The sequence below is a fragment of the Saliniramus sp. genome (genome assembly GCF_035311605.1).
GTDB lineage: Bacteria > Pseudomonadota > Alphaproteobacteria > Rhizobiales > Beijerinckiaceae > Saliniramus.
On sequence record NZ_DATGCW010000271.1, the window covers coordinates 1 to 15,258 of the forward strand.

The following is a 15,258-nucleotide window of genomic DNA, read 5'->3' on the forward strand; positions in this document are numbered from 1 at the left end:
ACGAATCATGCATTGCAGCACGCGCAGGAACGGAACCCTCCATGGCGAAGATCGTCACGCTCACGCTCAACCCCTCGATCGACGGCTCCGCCGAGGCGGAGAAGGTGCGGCATACGAGCAAGGTGCGCACCTCGAACGAGCGGTTCGATCCCGGCGGCGGCGGGATCAATGTGGCGCGGGTGATCAGGGAACTCGGCGGTGACGTCTGCGCGCTCTATCTCGCCGGCGGGGCCACGGGGGATGTGCTCGATGACCTGATCGACCAGCAGGGCGTGGCGCGCAAGCGCATCCCGATTGCGGACGATACGCGGCTCTCGCATGTGGTCTATGAGCGCGAAAGCGGTAAGGAATACCGCTTCACGCCCGAGGGCCCGAAGCTCTCGGACGAGGAGATTTCCGCTTGCCTTGATGCATTGCGGGAGATGGATTGCGACTATCTCGTCGCCTCGGGGAGCCTGCCGCGCGGGGTCGCGCCCGATTTCTATACCCGCGTCGCCGACATCGCCCGCGAGAAGGGCGCGCATTTCGTGCTCGACACCTCCGGCGACGCGCTCAAGGCCGCGCTCGAGCATGGCGGTATCCATCTGGTCAAGCCGAGCCACGGCGAATTCCGCAAGCTCACCGGCCAGGATTGTCATCACGCGGATGAGATCAGCGCAGCGGCAAAGCGCATGATCGATGGCGGCAAGGCGGAGATGATCGCGGTGACGCTGGGCCACGAGGGCGCCGTGCTGGTCGATCGCGAAGGCGCATACGAGCAGGCAGTGCCCAAGGTCGAGGTCAGAAGCGCCGTCGGCGCCGGGGACAGTTTCGTGGCCGGCATGACCCATGGCCTGAGCACGGGCCTGTCCAACCGGGACGCTTTCCTGATGGGTATGGCCGCAGGCAGCGCCGCCGTGATGACGCCGGGAACGGAATTGTGCAGGCGCGACGATGTCGAACGGCTCTACGCGCAATTGCACGAATCGCGGAAGGATGCAGCACGATGAAGATCGGTTTCTTCTCCACCAAACCCTATGACCGCACCTATTTCGACGCGGCGAACCGCGAAGCGGGGCATGAGCTGTCCTATTTCGAAGCATCCTTGCGCGCCGAGACGGCGGTGCTGGCCAGGGATGTGCAGGCCGTTTGCGCCTTCGTCAACGACACGCTGGACCGGGCGGCTCTCGAAAAACTCGCCGAACAGGGGATCAGGCTCGTCACCCTGCGCTCGGCGGGCTTCAATCATGTCGATCTGGAAGCGGCCGAGGCACTCGGCATCACAGTGGCGCGCGTGCCCGCCTACTCCCCCCATGCGGTGGCCGAGCATACACTGGCCCTCGTGCTTGCGCTGAACCGGCGCATCCACAAGGCGCATAACCGGGTGCGCGAGAACAATTTCAATCTCGACGGGCTGATCGGCTTCGATCTCAACGAGAAAACCGTCGGCATCATCGGCACCGGCCAGATCGGCGCCATCACCGCCGGGATCTTCCAGGGCTTCAACTGCCGGGTGATCGCTTATGACGTGGCGCCTGATCCCGATTGCGAGGCACGCGGCATCGCCTATGTCGATCTCGACACGCTGTTTGCGCAATCCGACATCATCTCCCTGCATTGCCCGCTCACGCCACAGACACGGCACCTGATCTGCGCGGAGGCGATTGCGAAGATGAAGCCGGGCGTCATGATCGTGAACACCTCGCGCGGCGCCGTGATCGACACGCCCGCCGTGCTCGACGCGCTCAAGGACGGCAAGATCGGCTCGCTCGCCCTCGATGTCTATGAAGAGGAAGGCGATCTGTTCTTCCGGGACTTGTCGAACGACATCCTCAGCGACGATGTCTTCGCCCGGCTTCTCACCTTCCCCAACGTGCTGATCACCGGCCACCAGGCCTTCTTCACCCATGAAGCCCTGTACAACATCGCCGAAACCACCCTCGGCAACGTCACCAGCTTCGAGAAGACCGGCGAGGCGCAGCATACGGTCTCGGTGGAGAATGTGGTCTGAGGCAGTGGCAAAGGCACAGCCGGCAATGCTGCGCGAGAACCGATACTGCCGCATCGGCCCATAACGTTGCGAATACAATTGAGGCGGGAATTGCACAATTGAGGATTCTGTATACCATAGGGTTGTGTGGGGTCGGTGATCAGGACGCGAGCGACCCCGATGAGGGGATCAGGCATGACCCGACAGATCGCGATCTTGCACGGCTGGGGCGACACATCTGCCTCGTTCCGCAAGCTTGAGCGCTTTCTCGCCGCAGAAGGCTACGACATCACCCGGATCTGGCTGGGTGATTACATCTCGACCGATGACGATGTCCGCATCGAGGATGTGGCGCGGCGGATGCAGGCCGTCATTCGCGAAAAGCAGGATGCGGGCGAACTCGGGCTGCATTTCGATCTGATCGGGCATTCCACGGCCGGCCTCGTCATGCGCGAATGGGCCGTGCGCTATTATCCCGACGGCCAGAACTGCCCCGTCCGGCGCATGCTGATGCTCGCACCCGCGAATTTCGGCTCGCGGCTGGCGACGGTGGGCAATTCCTTCATCGGGCGCGCCACCAAGGGCGCCCTGAATGGCTTCCAGACCGGGCGCGAGATGCTCAATGCGCTCGAACTCGGCTCGCCCTACCAGCGCAGCCTGGTCACGCGCGACCTGCTCGATCCCGGCGGCGCCAATACGGGTCCTTACGGCCCGGGCGGCATCTGGCCCTTCGTCATCACCGGCAGCCGCGGCTATCGCACTATCAGCCGCCGCCTCGTGAACGAAGACGGCAGCGACGGCACGGTGCGCGTGCCGGCTGCCAATCTGAACACCGCCGGCATCACCGTCGACTTTACCGAAAATATCGACATTCCGGAGGTTCGCGCCTGGGGCTCGCGCACGGGCGGCATGGTGCTCCCGTTTGCGGTGCTGCCCGATCGTGATCATACCCAGATCAAGTATCCCGGCGATCCCAGCGGCGCTGTCGATGAGGTCTCGAATCGCCTCGGCGCCCTGATTCTGGAAGCGCTTGCCTGCGAGACCGCCGACGAGCATCAGCAGATCGCCGCGCGCTGGCGGGATGTTTCGGAGGAGACGGCGGCACTGGCCGCCGATACGGGGCGCCGACGCGGGCTTTTTCGCAGCCGCGCGCCGCTGGCTCAGGAAATTCATCGCTATCTGCAGGTCGTCACCCGTGTGCGTGACGATCAGGGCGAGCCGGTGAACGACTATTTCATCGAGTTCTTCTCGCCGGATGCCAGGAGCGACGCCAGCCTGCTTCGCTTCCAGAACGATGTGCTCGATCATGTCCACGTGAACAAGCTCGACCCGTCGGTGCGCTGTTTCTATATCGATCGCGATGACCTGATGGCGCGTTTCTACAGGCAGCGCGCAGGTGGCAAGGGCGACCGCCAGCTCGCCGCGAGCATCGTCGCCGCCAATCCGGGCCGCAACATCCGCTATTTCGACAAGGAGGTTCAGGGCGCGCGGGGGTATCTGCTTTTGCATTCCGACAGCGAACCCGAGCGCGCCGCGCTGGGCGCACGCCGCCTCCACCGCAACGCCACCCATTTCATAGACATCATCATCCCGCGCAAGGCGCTAAACCGGGTGTTCAGGTTGGGGAGATAGGTTGACCATGATCCGTATTGTCAAATCGGCAGAATGGCTTTCCTGGGTTAAGTGTCTAGCGATAATCGCACTGGCAATTAATCCAATTTCTGCAGTCGCGGACACATGCAACGACAGAATATTAGCAAAAAACCCAGACAATGGAGATGTATTTTTAAATTCTTCAAGGAACAAACTTCAAAAACTGGACGAAAATAAACTATTACATATTGAAAGAGATAAAGAAATTGAAATAACATATGTAATTAAATCAAAATCTCTCACAGTATATCGTGCAATTGGATTTCTTCGTAAAACAAGATCTTCGAATGAGGAGGCTTTTCATCGTAATATCAGAATATACAACAATATTGTGCCGGGCGAAGAGAGAACAAGCAAAAAAGATTTTTATAAGCATCATAGAGACAGAAATGAAGTAACAAAGATTACACGGCATTTTCATGTGCCATATAGATTTTACCTCATAAATTCTTTTCAAAATTTAGAAGACACAAGCTCGTTTCAGGGCTTTTTTGATGATTCCTCAATAAATTTTTATGGGAGAATTCAGAGATATAAAGGAATGAAAACAAATATAATGTGTGCGACAACAGTATTTTTTTCAGAAATTCCAGCTCAAGGAGTTGTTGATAAGGTATATTTTCGAGTCATCAACCTGTCAGAGGAAAACACGATTCCGAACTGGCACGATTTTGAACTGACCTTTGAGATTAAACAATGATACTAAAATCTATCGATTATATAAGAAATGTAAAAATATTTACAAATGTGAATCATGGCGCCAATGGACTTTTGTCCATAGAGGGCTTTATTATCATCCTTATTTCCGCATTAATGCTAAACGAAACAAATCAACTTGCTGACGCAATACGAAGCGCGCTGCAAAAAAATTTCATGAACTTGTCGGAAATTGCGATAATATTTGCAACAATCTCGCTTGGCTTAATGATTTTTATTTACCTCATAAATGCTTTAGCTGCACCTGACAAGGATCACGCTATCAATATATTTTCTTGGAATATTATTATAATATTTCTTAGCTCGTCTGCAGTATTTTTCACAACTGTATTTGACGGGATATTGAAGAACTATTTTATTTATAACACAAAGTATTATGTTTTGATTTTTATTCTTTTGATATTGATCATAATTATTGCCTGCGCAAAAAAAATAAATTTTTCAGATACTACTATATCTTATTTCATTAAATCAAATTTTAAGAGCATTATAGCGATTTATGCATCATCCGCATTACATATGCTAATATTTGTGCGCTAGCAGCCTGGCGTTTTTTTCACCACCCCCCGGAACACATCTCCCCGGTGCTCGAAGCTCCGGAACTGGTCGAATGACGCGCAGGCCGGCGAAAACAGGATGACCGGCGCCTCATCCTCGCTCGCCTGCGCATCGACCGCAGCGCGGGCCACAGCCTTCTCGAGCGTACCGCAGCGCTCATACGGTACGCGGCCCTCCAGCGTCCGGGCGAAGGCGTTGCTCGCCTCGCCGATCAGATAGGCGCGGGCGACGCGGGGGAAATATTCCGCGAGGCTGTCGATGCCGCCCTCTTTCGGCTTGCCACCGAGGATCCACCAGACGTGCGCGAAGGAGGCCAGCGCGCGGGCGGTTGATTCGGCGTTCGTCGCCTTGGAATCGTTGATGAAGACGAGCCCCTCCGGCCCTCGCACCTCTTCCATGCGATGCGGCAGGCCGGGGAAGGATGGCAGTGCCTGCGCGATCGCGGGCGGGCTCACCCCCGCATGCCAGCAGGCAGCGCAGGCGAACGCGGCGTTTTGCGCGTTATGCGCCCCACGCAGCGTGCCGATCCCTTCGAGATCGCCCAGAGCCAGCGCCGTATCGACATCCTCTCCGGCATTGCGCGCGAGGATCAGCCCGTCATGTATGAAATAGCCCCAGGGCAGTTCGCGCGTGGCGGATACGGGATAGACGTCCGCGCCCTCCACCTGCGACAACCGCCGCCCGATATCCTCGCAATGCGGGTCGTCACGCCCGATCAGGGCGAGCTTCGCCTTTGCGACGAGCCGCTCCTTCACGTCCGCGTAATGTGCCATGGAGCCGTGGCGGTCGATATGGTCGGGCGAGAGATTGAGCAGCAGACCGATCGTAGGGGTGAGCGAGGGGGTGAGATCGATCTGGTAGGAGGAGATCTCGACCACGTGGAAGCGCGCATCCGCCGGCGGCTCCAGCGAGAGGATCGCCGCGCCGATGTTGCCGCCCATCTGCACGTCGCGGCCCGTCTCGCGCAGGATATGGGCGATCAGCGCCGTGGTGGTGGATTTGCCGTTGGTGCCGGTGATCGCGATGAAGGGCGCATCCGGCGCCAGCTTCGCCCGCTCGCGGCAGAACAGCTCGATATCGCCGATGATCTCGACCCCCGCCGCCTGCGCCTTCGTGACGCTCCAGTGCGGCACGGGATGGGTAAGCGGCACGCCGGGCGAGAGTATCAGCGCGGCAAAACCCGCAAAATCCGCCTCGCGCAGATCCGTGACCGGGACGCCTTGCGCCCGCACGGCCTCGACCCGCTCGGCATTGTCGTCGAAAGCGTGCACCCGCGCGCCGCCCGCCATCAACGCACGGGCGGTGGCAAGCCCCGATCCGCCGAGACCGAACAGGGCGACGTCGCGCCCGGCGAAGACGGTCGAGGGGGTCATGCCTATCTCCTCATCTCAGCTTGAGCGTCGCCAGCCCGATCATCGCAAGCACGACGGCGATGATCCAGAAGCGGATCACGATCTGCGGCTCGGTCCAGCCCAGCTTCTCGAAATGGTGATGGATCGGCGCCATCTTGAACACGCGCTTGCCCGTCAGCTTGTAGGAGGCGACCTGGATGATCACCGAGGAAGCCTCGAGCACGAACAGGCCGCCGACGATGGCGAGCACGATTTCGTGCTTCGTTGCCACTGCGATTGTGCCGAGCATGCCGCCGAGCGCCAGCGAACCGGTATCGCCCATGAAGACCTGGGCGGGCGGCGCGTTGAACCAGAGGAAACCGAGCCCCGCCCCGATCAGCGCCCCGCAGATGACGGCAAGTTCCCCGGTACCGGGGACGAAGTGGATCTGCAGATAATTGGCGAAGATCGCATTGCCCACCAGATAGGCGATGAAGCCGAAGGTTCCGGCGGCAATCATCACCGGCACGATGGCCAGGCCGTCGAGCCCGTCGGTGAGATTGACGGCATTGCCTGCGCCCACGATCACGAGTGCGGCAAAGATGACGAAGAACCAGCCGAGATCGATCAGCACATCCTTGAGGAAGGGCAGGGCCAGGCTGTTGGAGAGCGGTGGCGCGGCAATCTGCGCGATCGCAATGCAGGCGATCGCGGCGATCACGGCCTCGATCGAAAGCCGGTACTTTCCGGAAAAACCCTTGTGCGACTGCTTGGTGACCTTGAGATAATCGTCATAAAAGCCGATCGCGCCAAAGCCGAGCGTGACCAGCAGCACGACCCAGACATAGGCATTGGCGAGATCGGCCCAGAGCAGGGTCGAGACCAGCACCCCGGCGAGAATCATCAAGCCGCCCATGGTCGGCGTGCCGCGCTTGGTCAGCAGATGCGATTCCGGCCCGTCATCGCGGATCGGCTGACCATGCCCCTGCCTCAGGCGCAGGGTGGCGATGATGGCCGGGCCGAACCAGATCACGAACAGAAACGCCGTCGCCGTCGCCATCCCGGTGCGGAAGGTAATATAGCGCAAGACGTTGAGAACATTCACATAAGCGGCAAAATCCGCAAGCCAGGTCAGCATCGCTCAAACTATCCCTCTTGCGCGAGCGCACTGCCCGTGCCCGCGCGTTTCTTCACCGCCTCGACGATGCGCTCCATGCGGATGCCGCGCGATCCCTTGACCATCACGACATCCCCGGCGCGCAGGGCGGCGACCACGACCGTTTCGAGCCCGGTCGCAAGGTTGGCGTAGCCGCCACGGCGCTCCGGGGGAAGGGCCGCCATGAGATTTTTCATCAGGGGCCCCGCCGCGAAGACGAGATCGACCCCGTTCCCGACCACGGAATGCGCGAGTTCGGCATGTGCGGCGGGGCCGGAATCGCCGAGCTCCAGCATGTCCCCGAGCACGGCGATGCGCCGCCCGCGAAAGCCGATCTCGGTCTGGGCGAGCGTCTGCAGGGCGGCACGCATCGAGGCCGGGTTGGCGTTGTAGCTCTCATCGACGAGCAGGAGCTCACCGCCCTGCACGGCCAGCGTCTCGCGCGCACCCCGCCCGACCGGCGGCGTCAGATCGCCCAGAGCCAGGGCCGCGAGGGCCAGATCGAGCCCCAGCGCATGAATCGCCGCGACGAGGCCGAGCGAATTGATCGCCACATGCCGCCCGACCATGCCGACGCGATAGGTCAGCGGCGTCTCGAAGACCCGGGCATCGACGATGGTCATGTCCTGCTTCGTGATGATGCGCAAGGCACGCACATCCGCACCCTCGCTCTCGCCGAAGCAGACGACGCGCCCGGCATCGGAGGCGAGCGCATGGGCCCGCAAGCGCTCGCAATAGGGGTTGTCGCGGTTGATCACGGCGACACCGCCCGGCTCCAGCCCGAGGAAGATCTCGCCCTTGGCGTCGGCGATGCCCGAGACGGAATGGAAATGCTCGATGTGCACCGCCTCCACCGTCGTCACGATGGCAACATGGGGACGCACCATGCGCGCCAGCGGGGCGATCTCGCCGGCATGGTTCATGCCGATCTCGAACACGCCGTATTGCGTATCACGCGGCATCCGCGCCAGCGTCAGCGGCACACCCCAGTGGTTGTTGTAGGAGGCCGCCGAGGCATGCGTCCTGCCCGAGCGCGACAGCAGCAGCCGCATCGCCTCCTTGGAGCCGGTCTTGCCGACGGAGCCGGTAATGGCGATGATGCGCGCCTCCGAGCGCGCCCGCGCCGCCCGCCCGAGATTCTCCATCGCCGCAAGCGTATCGGGCACGACGAAGAGCGCGCCGGGCAGGCTCTCGCAGGCGATAGCCAGCGCCTCGGCCCTGTCGCGCGCGATCACGGCGGCAGCGGCGCCTTTCTCCAGGGCCTGGACCACGAAGTCATGTCCGTCGCGCGCCTCGCCGGTGATGGCGAAGAACAGATCACCCGGTTTCAGGCTGCGCGTGTCGATGGAGATACCCTCGATGCGCGCAGGCAGGGTACCGATGCAGCGCGCCTGCATCGCCGCGCACGCTTCCTCGCCCGTCCATAGCGGCATCGATTGGGCATTCATCATCTCAACTCCGCGAAAGCCTCTTGGCTAGGAAAGTCTTGCGGCAATGGCCTGCCGGATGGTCTCCTGATCGGAAAACGGCAAAACCTGTTGACCCACGATCTGGCCCGTTTCATGGCCCTTCCCGGCCACCACGAGCACGTCTCCATCGCGGAGCATGGCGACGCCCGCCCGGATCGCCTCGCCGCGATCACCGATCTCCAGCGCATCCGGCGCCTCGCTGCGAATGGCAGCGCGGATCAGAGCCGGGTCCTCACCGCGGGGATTGTCATCGGTGATGATGACATGATCGGCGCGTGCGGTCGCGATCCGTCCCATGATCGCGCGCTTGCCGGGATCGCGATCGCCGCCGCAGCCGAAGATGCAGATCAGCCGCCCGCGCGCGAAGGGACGCAAGGCGTCGAGCGCATGGGCAAGCGCATCTGGCTTGTGGGCGTAATCGACGACGCAGAGACCGCCATTGACCTCCCCCACCCGCTCCAGCCGCCCGCTGACGCCTGTGAGCTGCGCAAGCGCCGCGAAGACGCGTTCAGGGTCGCCACCCGTGGCGATGACGAGGGCGGCGGCGACGAGGGCGTTCTCGATCTGGAAGGTCCCGATCAGCGGGATCGCGAGATCATGGCGCCGCCCGGCATGAACGAGGCTCACGCCCTGCGCGAAGCCTTGCATCTCATGCCGTTGGAGCTTGATGAAATCTCCATCCGTACCGACCGTGAGCAGGGTGTGGCCTGCGGCGCGGATCGCCTCGATCGCCTCGCGGGCGTAATCACCATCCGTATTGACGATGGCCGGCGCGCCGATCGGCAAGAGGCTGTCGAACAGGCGCATCTTGGCCGCGAGATAGGCGTCCATCGTGGGATGATAGTCGAGATGGTCGCGCCCGAGATTGGTGAAGGCGGCGGCGGCGAGCCGCACACCATCGAGGCGATGCTGGTCGAGCCCGTGCGAGGAGGCCTCCAGGGCGAGATCGGTAATGCCGCGATCCGTGAGATCCTGGAGCATGCGGTGCAGGCCGACGGGATCGGGCGTGGTCAGCGCGCCGTATTGCGCCCCCTGCCCCGTCACCACGCCGAGCGTGCCGAGGCTCGCCGCCGCATCGCCCAGGGCAAGCCGGATCTGGCGCACGAAATCCGCCACGGAAGACTTTCCGGCCGTGCCCGTCACAGCCACGATCCGCTCCGGCTGGCGCGGATAGAAGGTGCAGGCGGCACGCGCCAGCGCGAGGCGCGGATTGGAGACCTGCCGCCAGGCGATTTCGGCTGGCAGATCATCCGGGCGCGGCCCCGGCGCGACTATCGCGCGCGCACCTTGCGCCAGCGCCTGCGGGATGAAGCGCGCGCCGTCCGCCTTCACGCCGGGAATGGCGAAGAAGGCGAAACCGCGCGCCACGGCGCGGCTGTCCGGCGTCAGACCGGTGATCTCGAGGTCGTCGAAAGCGTCACCCGCCAGGCCGAGGAGATCGGCGAGGCGGGCGGAATGTGTCTGGTTCGGTGCGCCTACCGGCGCCGATTCGCTCATTGCGTACCCCAGGCCCCCAGCCGGGTCATCAACGGGAAAGGTTGCTCGGGAGGGTTAAACCGCGGCGGGATATCGAGCAAGTGCGCCGTGCGCTTGATGATGTTGCCCGCAGTCGGCGCCGCGTTCCAGCCCGCCGTATTGAAGCCGTGCGTATCCGGCGTCGCCTTCGGCTCGTCGAGGATGGTGAGGAAGAGATAGCGCGGATCATCCGCCGGCGCGACGGCGAAGAAGGTCGTCAGCAAAAGCCCCTCGACATAGCGCCCGTCCACCACCTTCTGGGCGCTGCCCGTCTTGCCTCCGACATAGAAACCCGCGATCGCCGAATTGCCGGCGGAGCCGCGTTCCGCATTGAGGCGCATGACATAGCGCATCGCCTCGCTCGTCTGTTCACTGATGACGCGGGTCGCGTGATGGCGCGCTTCTTCTTCGGTGCGTTTGATGAAAGTGGGCGGGATCATCATGCCGCCATTCACCAGCGCCGCTGTCGCCATGGCCGCCTGGAGCGGCGCCACCGCGAGGCCGTGGCCGAAGGCGATCGTCGCGGTGTTGATCTCGGTCCAGCGGCTCGGCACCAGCGGCGCGGCGTTCTCGGGGAGTTCGGTCTGCAGCCGCTCCAGTTGCCCGGTGCGCCGCAGGAATTCGCGATGGTGCTCCACCCCCAGTTCGAGCGCCATGCGCGCCGTGCCGATATTGGAGGAATGGACGAAGACTTCCGGGACGTTGAGAATACGGTTCTGCCCGCGATAATCACGGATGCGCTGGCGCCCGAACTGTAACGGAGCGCGTGCATCGAAGGTCGAATTGATGTCGAATTCGTCGGATTCGAGGGCCATTGCGACCGTCAGCGCTTTCAGGGTCGACCCCATCTCGTAGACGCCGACATTGATCCGGTTGATATTTTCCGCTTCCTGTGCCTCGACCGGATTGTTCGGGTCGAAATCGGGGAGCGAAACCAGCGCGACCACCTCACCCGTGCGCACATCGAGCACCAACCCCGCCGCCGCGATGGCGCGGAATTCCGCCATGGCCTTCAAGAGCTCGTCGCGCATGGCGTGCTGCACGCGCAGATCGAGCGAGAGCGCGACCGGCGCCAGATCCGCAGCGCTCTTCAACAGTCCGACACCTTCGAGATCCTGCAGACCCTGGCCGTCGACCCACTTCTCGATACCGGCAATGCCCTCATTGTCGATATTCGCATAGCCCAGAACATGCGCCGCCGCGAAGCCATTGGGATAGACGCGTTTGTGCTCGGGCAGGAAGCCGACACCGGGAATGCCGAGCCGGTGAACTTCGGCACGCTGACGCGGAGAAATCTCGCGCTTCACGTAGATGAAGCCGCGCTCGGTGCTCAGCTGTTCGCGCAGGCGCCGTGAATCGAGATCTGGGAAGACGGCGGTGAGGAGCTCGGTAGCCTCGTCAGGGTCGATGATGTTGCGCGGCTCGGCGAAAACCGAATAGCTCATCACGTCGGTGGCCAGAATCTCGCCGTTGCGATCGACAATATCGGGCCGTGCCGTGCCGAGAGACGAAACGGATGCGCGCCGCACCGCCTCCTCGTCATCGGCTGCAATCCCGAGCTGGACCAGCCTTCCGGAAAGCACCGTGAAGAGGATGGTGAATGCGAAAGCGGCAAGGCCGATCCGGGCACGCCCCTTGTCGCCGCGCAGGCGAAACAGTTCCCGCAATCCGGCAATGAACCCGCCGAACAGGCCACCCGGCAGCTCGCCGTCGGCAAGCGCCTCGGATTCGGTCTGGTCACGATCGGGGCTGGACACGGAAGATCACCTCGTCGAACCGGTGGTGGTGGGTGTGGAGACCGCAGGGCGCGCCGTCTGGCCGGGCGTTGCGGTGGGTTCGGCGAGACCGAGCGCCTCGAGCTTGAGGGCGATCCCGTCATCGCGTTCACCGCGCGCAGGCAGGTCCGAGAAGCGGGTGATGCGGCGCGGATCCATCTCGACGATATCGTTGAGATGGCGATCAGCAAGGGCCTGTACCCGGTCGGGCCGGTTGAGCAGGGTCCATTCCGCGCGCAGCACTGCGATGGCCGCACGCTCGCGGTCGACATCCGCCTGCAGGCGCGCGAGCTGCTCGGCCTGGACGATCGATTCATACTTGATCGAATAGGCGTACCCCGCCGATCCGATCAGCGCCGCAATCGCCACGATATGGCTCAGACGGATCATCGCCGCCCCTTCTCTCGCGCCGTGCGCGGCAGGCTGGCAAGGGTGGTGATCGCGTCCGACTCCGGCTGGGCCGGCGCATCGAGCCGCTCGCCCGCGCGCAGTTTGGCCGACCGCGCACGCGGATTGGCCGCGTTCTCCGCCGTACCGGGCTTCACCGGACCCTTGGTCACAAGGCGGAAGCTCGGTTGCGGGCCGGGGCCGGCGACAGGAACATGCCGCGAGAAACCGCCACCACGTCCGGCGCGCTGGGCAAGATATTGCTTGACGATACGATCTTCCAGCGAATGGAAGGTCACGACGACGAGCCGCCCGCCGGGCGCGAGCGCCTCCTCGGCGCCGTGCAGCGCCCGGGCGAGTTCGCCGAGTTCGTCGTTCACCGCGATGCGCAGGGCCTGGAAGGTCCGGGTCGCCGGATGCGGGCCATTGGGCTCGGCGCGCACGAGGCCGGAGACGAGCTCGGCGAGATCGCGGGTGGTCTCGAAGGGCGCGCGGCGGCGGCGCTCGATGATGGCGCGGGCAATGGCACGGGCGCGGCGCTCTTCGCCGTAATGATAGATGATATCGGCCAGAAGCGACTCGTCAGCCCCGTTCACGAGATCGGCCGCGCTCTCGCCCTGCCCCTCCATGCGCATGTCAAGGGGGCCGTCGAGCCGGAAGGAGAAGCCGCGCCCGGCCTGGTCGAGTTGCATCGAGGAGACGCCGATATCGAGCACGACGCCATGCAGCACACCGAATGTCCCCGTCTCTCGGGCAATCTGGACACAATCGCCGAACCGCCCCGCGACCAGTTGCAGCCGCCCGCCCGATGCGGCGACCATCTCCTGCCCCGCCGCAATGGCGGACGGGTCGCGATCGATGCCGATGACGCGGTTGTCGGGATGGGCGTCGAGAATGGCACGCGCATAGCCGCCGGCGCCGAACGTGCCGTCGAGGAAGGCGCCGCCCTCGCGCGCTTTCAGCGCCATCAGCACCTCCTCCAGAAGCACGGGAACATGAGAGGCCGGTCCGCCAGCGGCAGGATTGTCTCCTTCACCGCGACCACTCATGATTCCCGCGCCCCTGCAGAAGAAGCCTCCGGCGAAGCTGGCTGAGCAACGAATGCGCCCGTTATCGGCGCGCCGATGCCCTGCTTGAGGGCGCGCACCTTCGCGCGCGCCATATCGAGATGCGCACGAAAGCACTCCGGCTCCCAGATCTGGAATTTCCGGCCGAGCCCGACGAAGGTCACGTGGTCGCCGATCCCGGCATGGCTCTTGACCATATCCGTCAGGATCACGCGGCCCTCCGCATCGATCCTGAGGATTTCGCTGGTTCCGAACAGGGCGGTGGAGAGCTGGTCGTGCTCGTCCGAATAGGGCGACAGCCCCGACAGCAGCGCGTCGATCGCCGCCAGAAGCGCGTTGCCTCCGGCATCGAGTGCCGGTGCATCCAGCGCCGGATGCACGTAGAGCCCCTCGAATCCGTCCCGCGCGAGCACGGCACGAAAGGTCGCGGGGATCGATACGCGACCTTTCGTGTCCAATCGGTTGGTAAAATTGGACACGAAGCGGTTCATCGTCGGTGCCACAGCCCCCATGGATCGGTCGCCGGGCAGCGAAGCCCGCGCGGCGCGTCACTCCGTCGGCAGCGCTAATGCGCAGGACCGCGCGATCGCGGCTCTCAAAACCGCGACCGTTACGTGTCGCTCTCGGCGCCGTGGACGGGATGTTATGGGATACCATGGGCATATTTGGGCGTCAACGGATTCCACGGGCGACGGACGGAGTCTTCCCCGTCTGCCATGTGCTCCATCAGAGCGCGTCTTGGTTAACGAAGCGTCAACAGGCGCGCGACACGCGCCGCTCATCCGCAGCATCGCACGCCCCGTTGCGATCGTTTCCGCAGGAATTTGCCGCGCCTGCCCCTTGCGCGCGCCAGCCCGCTCGGTGATCCTGTCGCCATGCTGCTCAACCTCTTTCACACCCTGCGCTCTGCCGGTGTTCCCGTCTCCCTCAGGGAGCATCTCGCCCTGATCGAGGCCATGTCCCATGATCTCGCCGGGAAACGCGTCGAGGATTTCTATTTTCTCGCCCGCGCCGTTCTGGTGAAGGACGAGCGCCATCTCGACCGTTTCGACCGCGCCTTCGCCACCTGCTTCGAGGGGCTCGAACTGATGAGCGAGGCGCTCGAGGCGCAGGGCATCCCGGAGGAATGGCTGCGCAAGCTGGCCGAGAAGCATCTCAGCGAGGAGGAGCGGCGCGCGATCGAGGCGATGGGCTGGGACAAGCTCTTCGAGACGCTCAAGCAGCGGCTCGAGGAGCAGAAGAAGCGCCACCAGGGCGGCTCGAAATGGATCGGCACCGCCGGCACCTCCCCCTATGGCGCCTATGGCTACAACCCGGAAGGCATCCGCGTCGGCCAGGACGGCAACCGTAATTTCCGCGCAGTGAAGGTCTGGGACAAACGCGAATTCCGCGATCTCGACGATACCCGCGAGCTCGGCACCCGCAACATGCGCGTTGCGCTGCGCCGCCTGCGCCGCTTCGCCCGCACCGGCGCGGCGGAAGAGCTCGATCTCGAGGGAACCATTCGCGGCACGGCCGAAAAGGGCTATCTCGATGTGAAGATGCGGCCCGAGCGGCGCAATGCGGTGAAGGTTCTGCTCTTTCTCGATGTCGGCGGCTCGATGGACTGGCATATCGAGCGTGCGGAGGAGCTTTTCTCCGCCGCGCGGGCGGAGTTCAAG

The 15,258-nt window shown here is 63.0% G+C and carries 13 protein-coding genes; 5 read left to right on the forward strand and 8 right to left on the reverse strand.

What is annotated here, in order from left to right:
* Positions 1–41 precede the first annotated feature (41 nt).
* The 4 genes from VKP01_RS12280 (at position 42) to VKP01_RS12295 (ending at position 4,322) form a co-directional block, all read left to right on the forward strand.
* Positions 42–989, forward strand: coding sequence for a 1-phosphofructokinase family hexose kinase (locus VKP01_RS12280; protein ID WP_324412690.1), 948 nt, complete (start codon positions 42–44; stop codon positions 987–989).
* Positions 986–1,990, forward strand: a complete 1,005-nt coding sequence (locus VKP01_RS12285; RefSeq protein WP_324412692.1) for a 2-hydroxyacid dehydrogenase — start codon at positions 986–988, stop codon at positions 1,988–1,990. The genes VKP01_RS12280 and VKP01_RS12285 overlap by 4 nt, the downstream gene beginning before the upstream one ends.
* 174 nt (positions 1,991–2,164) lie before the next feature.
* Positions 2,165–3,601 (forward strand): hypothetical protein, encoded by a 1,437-nt coding sequence (locus VKP01_RS12290; protein WP_324412694.1) that lies wholly within the window; start codon positions 2,165–2,167, stop codon positions 3,599–3,601.
* 7 nt (positions 3,602–3,608) lie between these two features.
* Entirely contained in the window at positions 3,609–4,322 is a 714-nt protein-coding gene (locus VKP01_RS12295; RefSeq protein WP_324412695.1) for a hypothetical protein, read from the forward strand.
* A 553-nt stretch (positions 4,323–4,875) separates the two neighbouring features.
* Here the strand turns inward: VKP01_RS12295 and murD are convergent.
* From murD to mraZ, 8 genes are read right to left on the reverse strand one after another with little or no spacing between them, the layout of a single operon-like run.
* On the reverse strand, positions 4,876–6,270 hold the full coding sequence (gene murD, locus VKP01_RS12300) for a UDP-N-acetylmuramoyl-L-alanine--D-glutamate ligase (protein ID WP_324412697.1): 1,395 nt from the start codon (positions 6,268–6,270) through the stop codon (positions 4,876–4,878).
* A gap of 10 nt (positions 6,271–6,280) precedes the next feature.
* Positions 6,281–7,366: a phospho-N-acetylmuramoyl-pentapeptide-transferase gene (gene mraY, locus VKP01_RS12305; protein ID WP_324412700.1), complete on the reverse strand. Its 1,086-nt coding sequence runs from the start codon at positions 7,364–7,366 to the stop codon at positions 6,281–6,283.
* Positions 7,367–7,374: 8 nt separating this feature from the next.
* Positions 7,375–8,835, reverse strand: coding sequence for a UDP-N-acetylmuramoylalanyl-D-glutamyl-2,6-diaminopimelate--D-alanyl-D-alanine ligase (locus VKP01_RS12310; RefSeq protein WP_414706574.1), 1,461 nt, complete (start codon positions 8,833–8,835; stop codon positions 7,375–7,377).
* 24 nt (positions 8,836–8,859) lie between these two features.
* Positions 8,860–10,350 (reverse strand): UDP-N-acetylmuramoyl-L-alanyl-D-glutamate--2,6-diaminopimelate ligase, encoded by a 1,491-nt coding sequence (locus VKP01_RS12315; RefSeq protein WP_324412702.1) that lies wholly within the window; start codon positions 10,348–10,350, stop codon positions 8,860–8,862.
* Complete coding sequence (locus tag VKP01_RS12320; protein WP_324412704.1) at positions 10,347–12,125, reverse strand: penicillin-binding protein 2; 1,779 nt, start codon at positions 12,123–12,125, stop codon at positions 10,347–10,349. Before VKP01_RS12320 ends, VKP01_RS12315 begins: the two co-directional genes overlap by 4 nt.
* A 6-nt stretch (positions 12,126–12,131) precedes the next feature.
* Positions 12,132–12,533, reverse strand: a complete 402-nt coding sequence (ftsL, locus tag VKP01_RS12325) for a cell division protein FtsL (RefSeq protein WP_324412706.1) — start codon at positions 12,531–12,533, stop codon at positions 12,132–12,134.
* A complete protein-coding gene (rsmH, locus tag VKP01_RS12330; protein WP_324412708.1) occupies positions 12,530–13,579 on the reverse strand; it encodes a 16S rRNA (cytosine(1402)-N(4))-methyltransferase RsmH in 1,050 nt (349 codons plus the stop codon). Before rsmH ends, ftsL begins: the two co-directional genes overlap by 4 nt.
* On the reverse strand, positions 13,576–14,088 hold the full coding sequence (gene mraZ / locus VKP01_RS12335; protein WP_324412709.1) for a division/cell wall cluster transcriptional repressor MraZ: 513 nt from the start codon (positions 14,086–14,088) through the stop codon (positions 13,576–13,578). The genes rsmH and mraZ overlap by 4 nt, the downstream gene beginning before the upstream one ends.
* 384 nt (positions 14,089–14,472) lie before the next feature.
* On the opposite strand from mraZ, the gene VKP01_RS12340 reads away from it, so the two are divergent.
* On the forward strand, positions 14,473–15,258 hold a 786-nt coding region (locus VKP01_RS12340), incomplete at its 3' end, for a VWA domain-containing protein (RefSeq protein ID WP_324412711.1).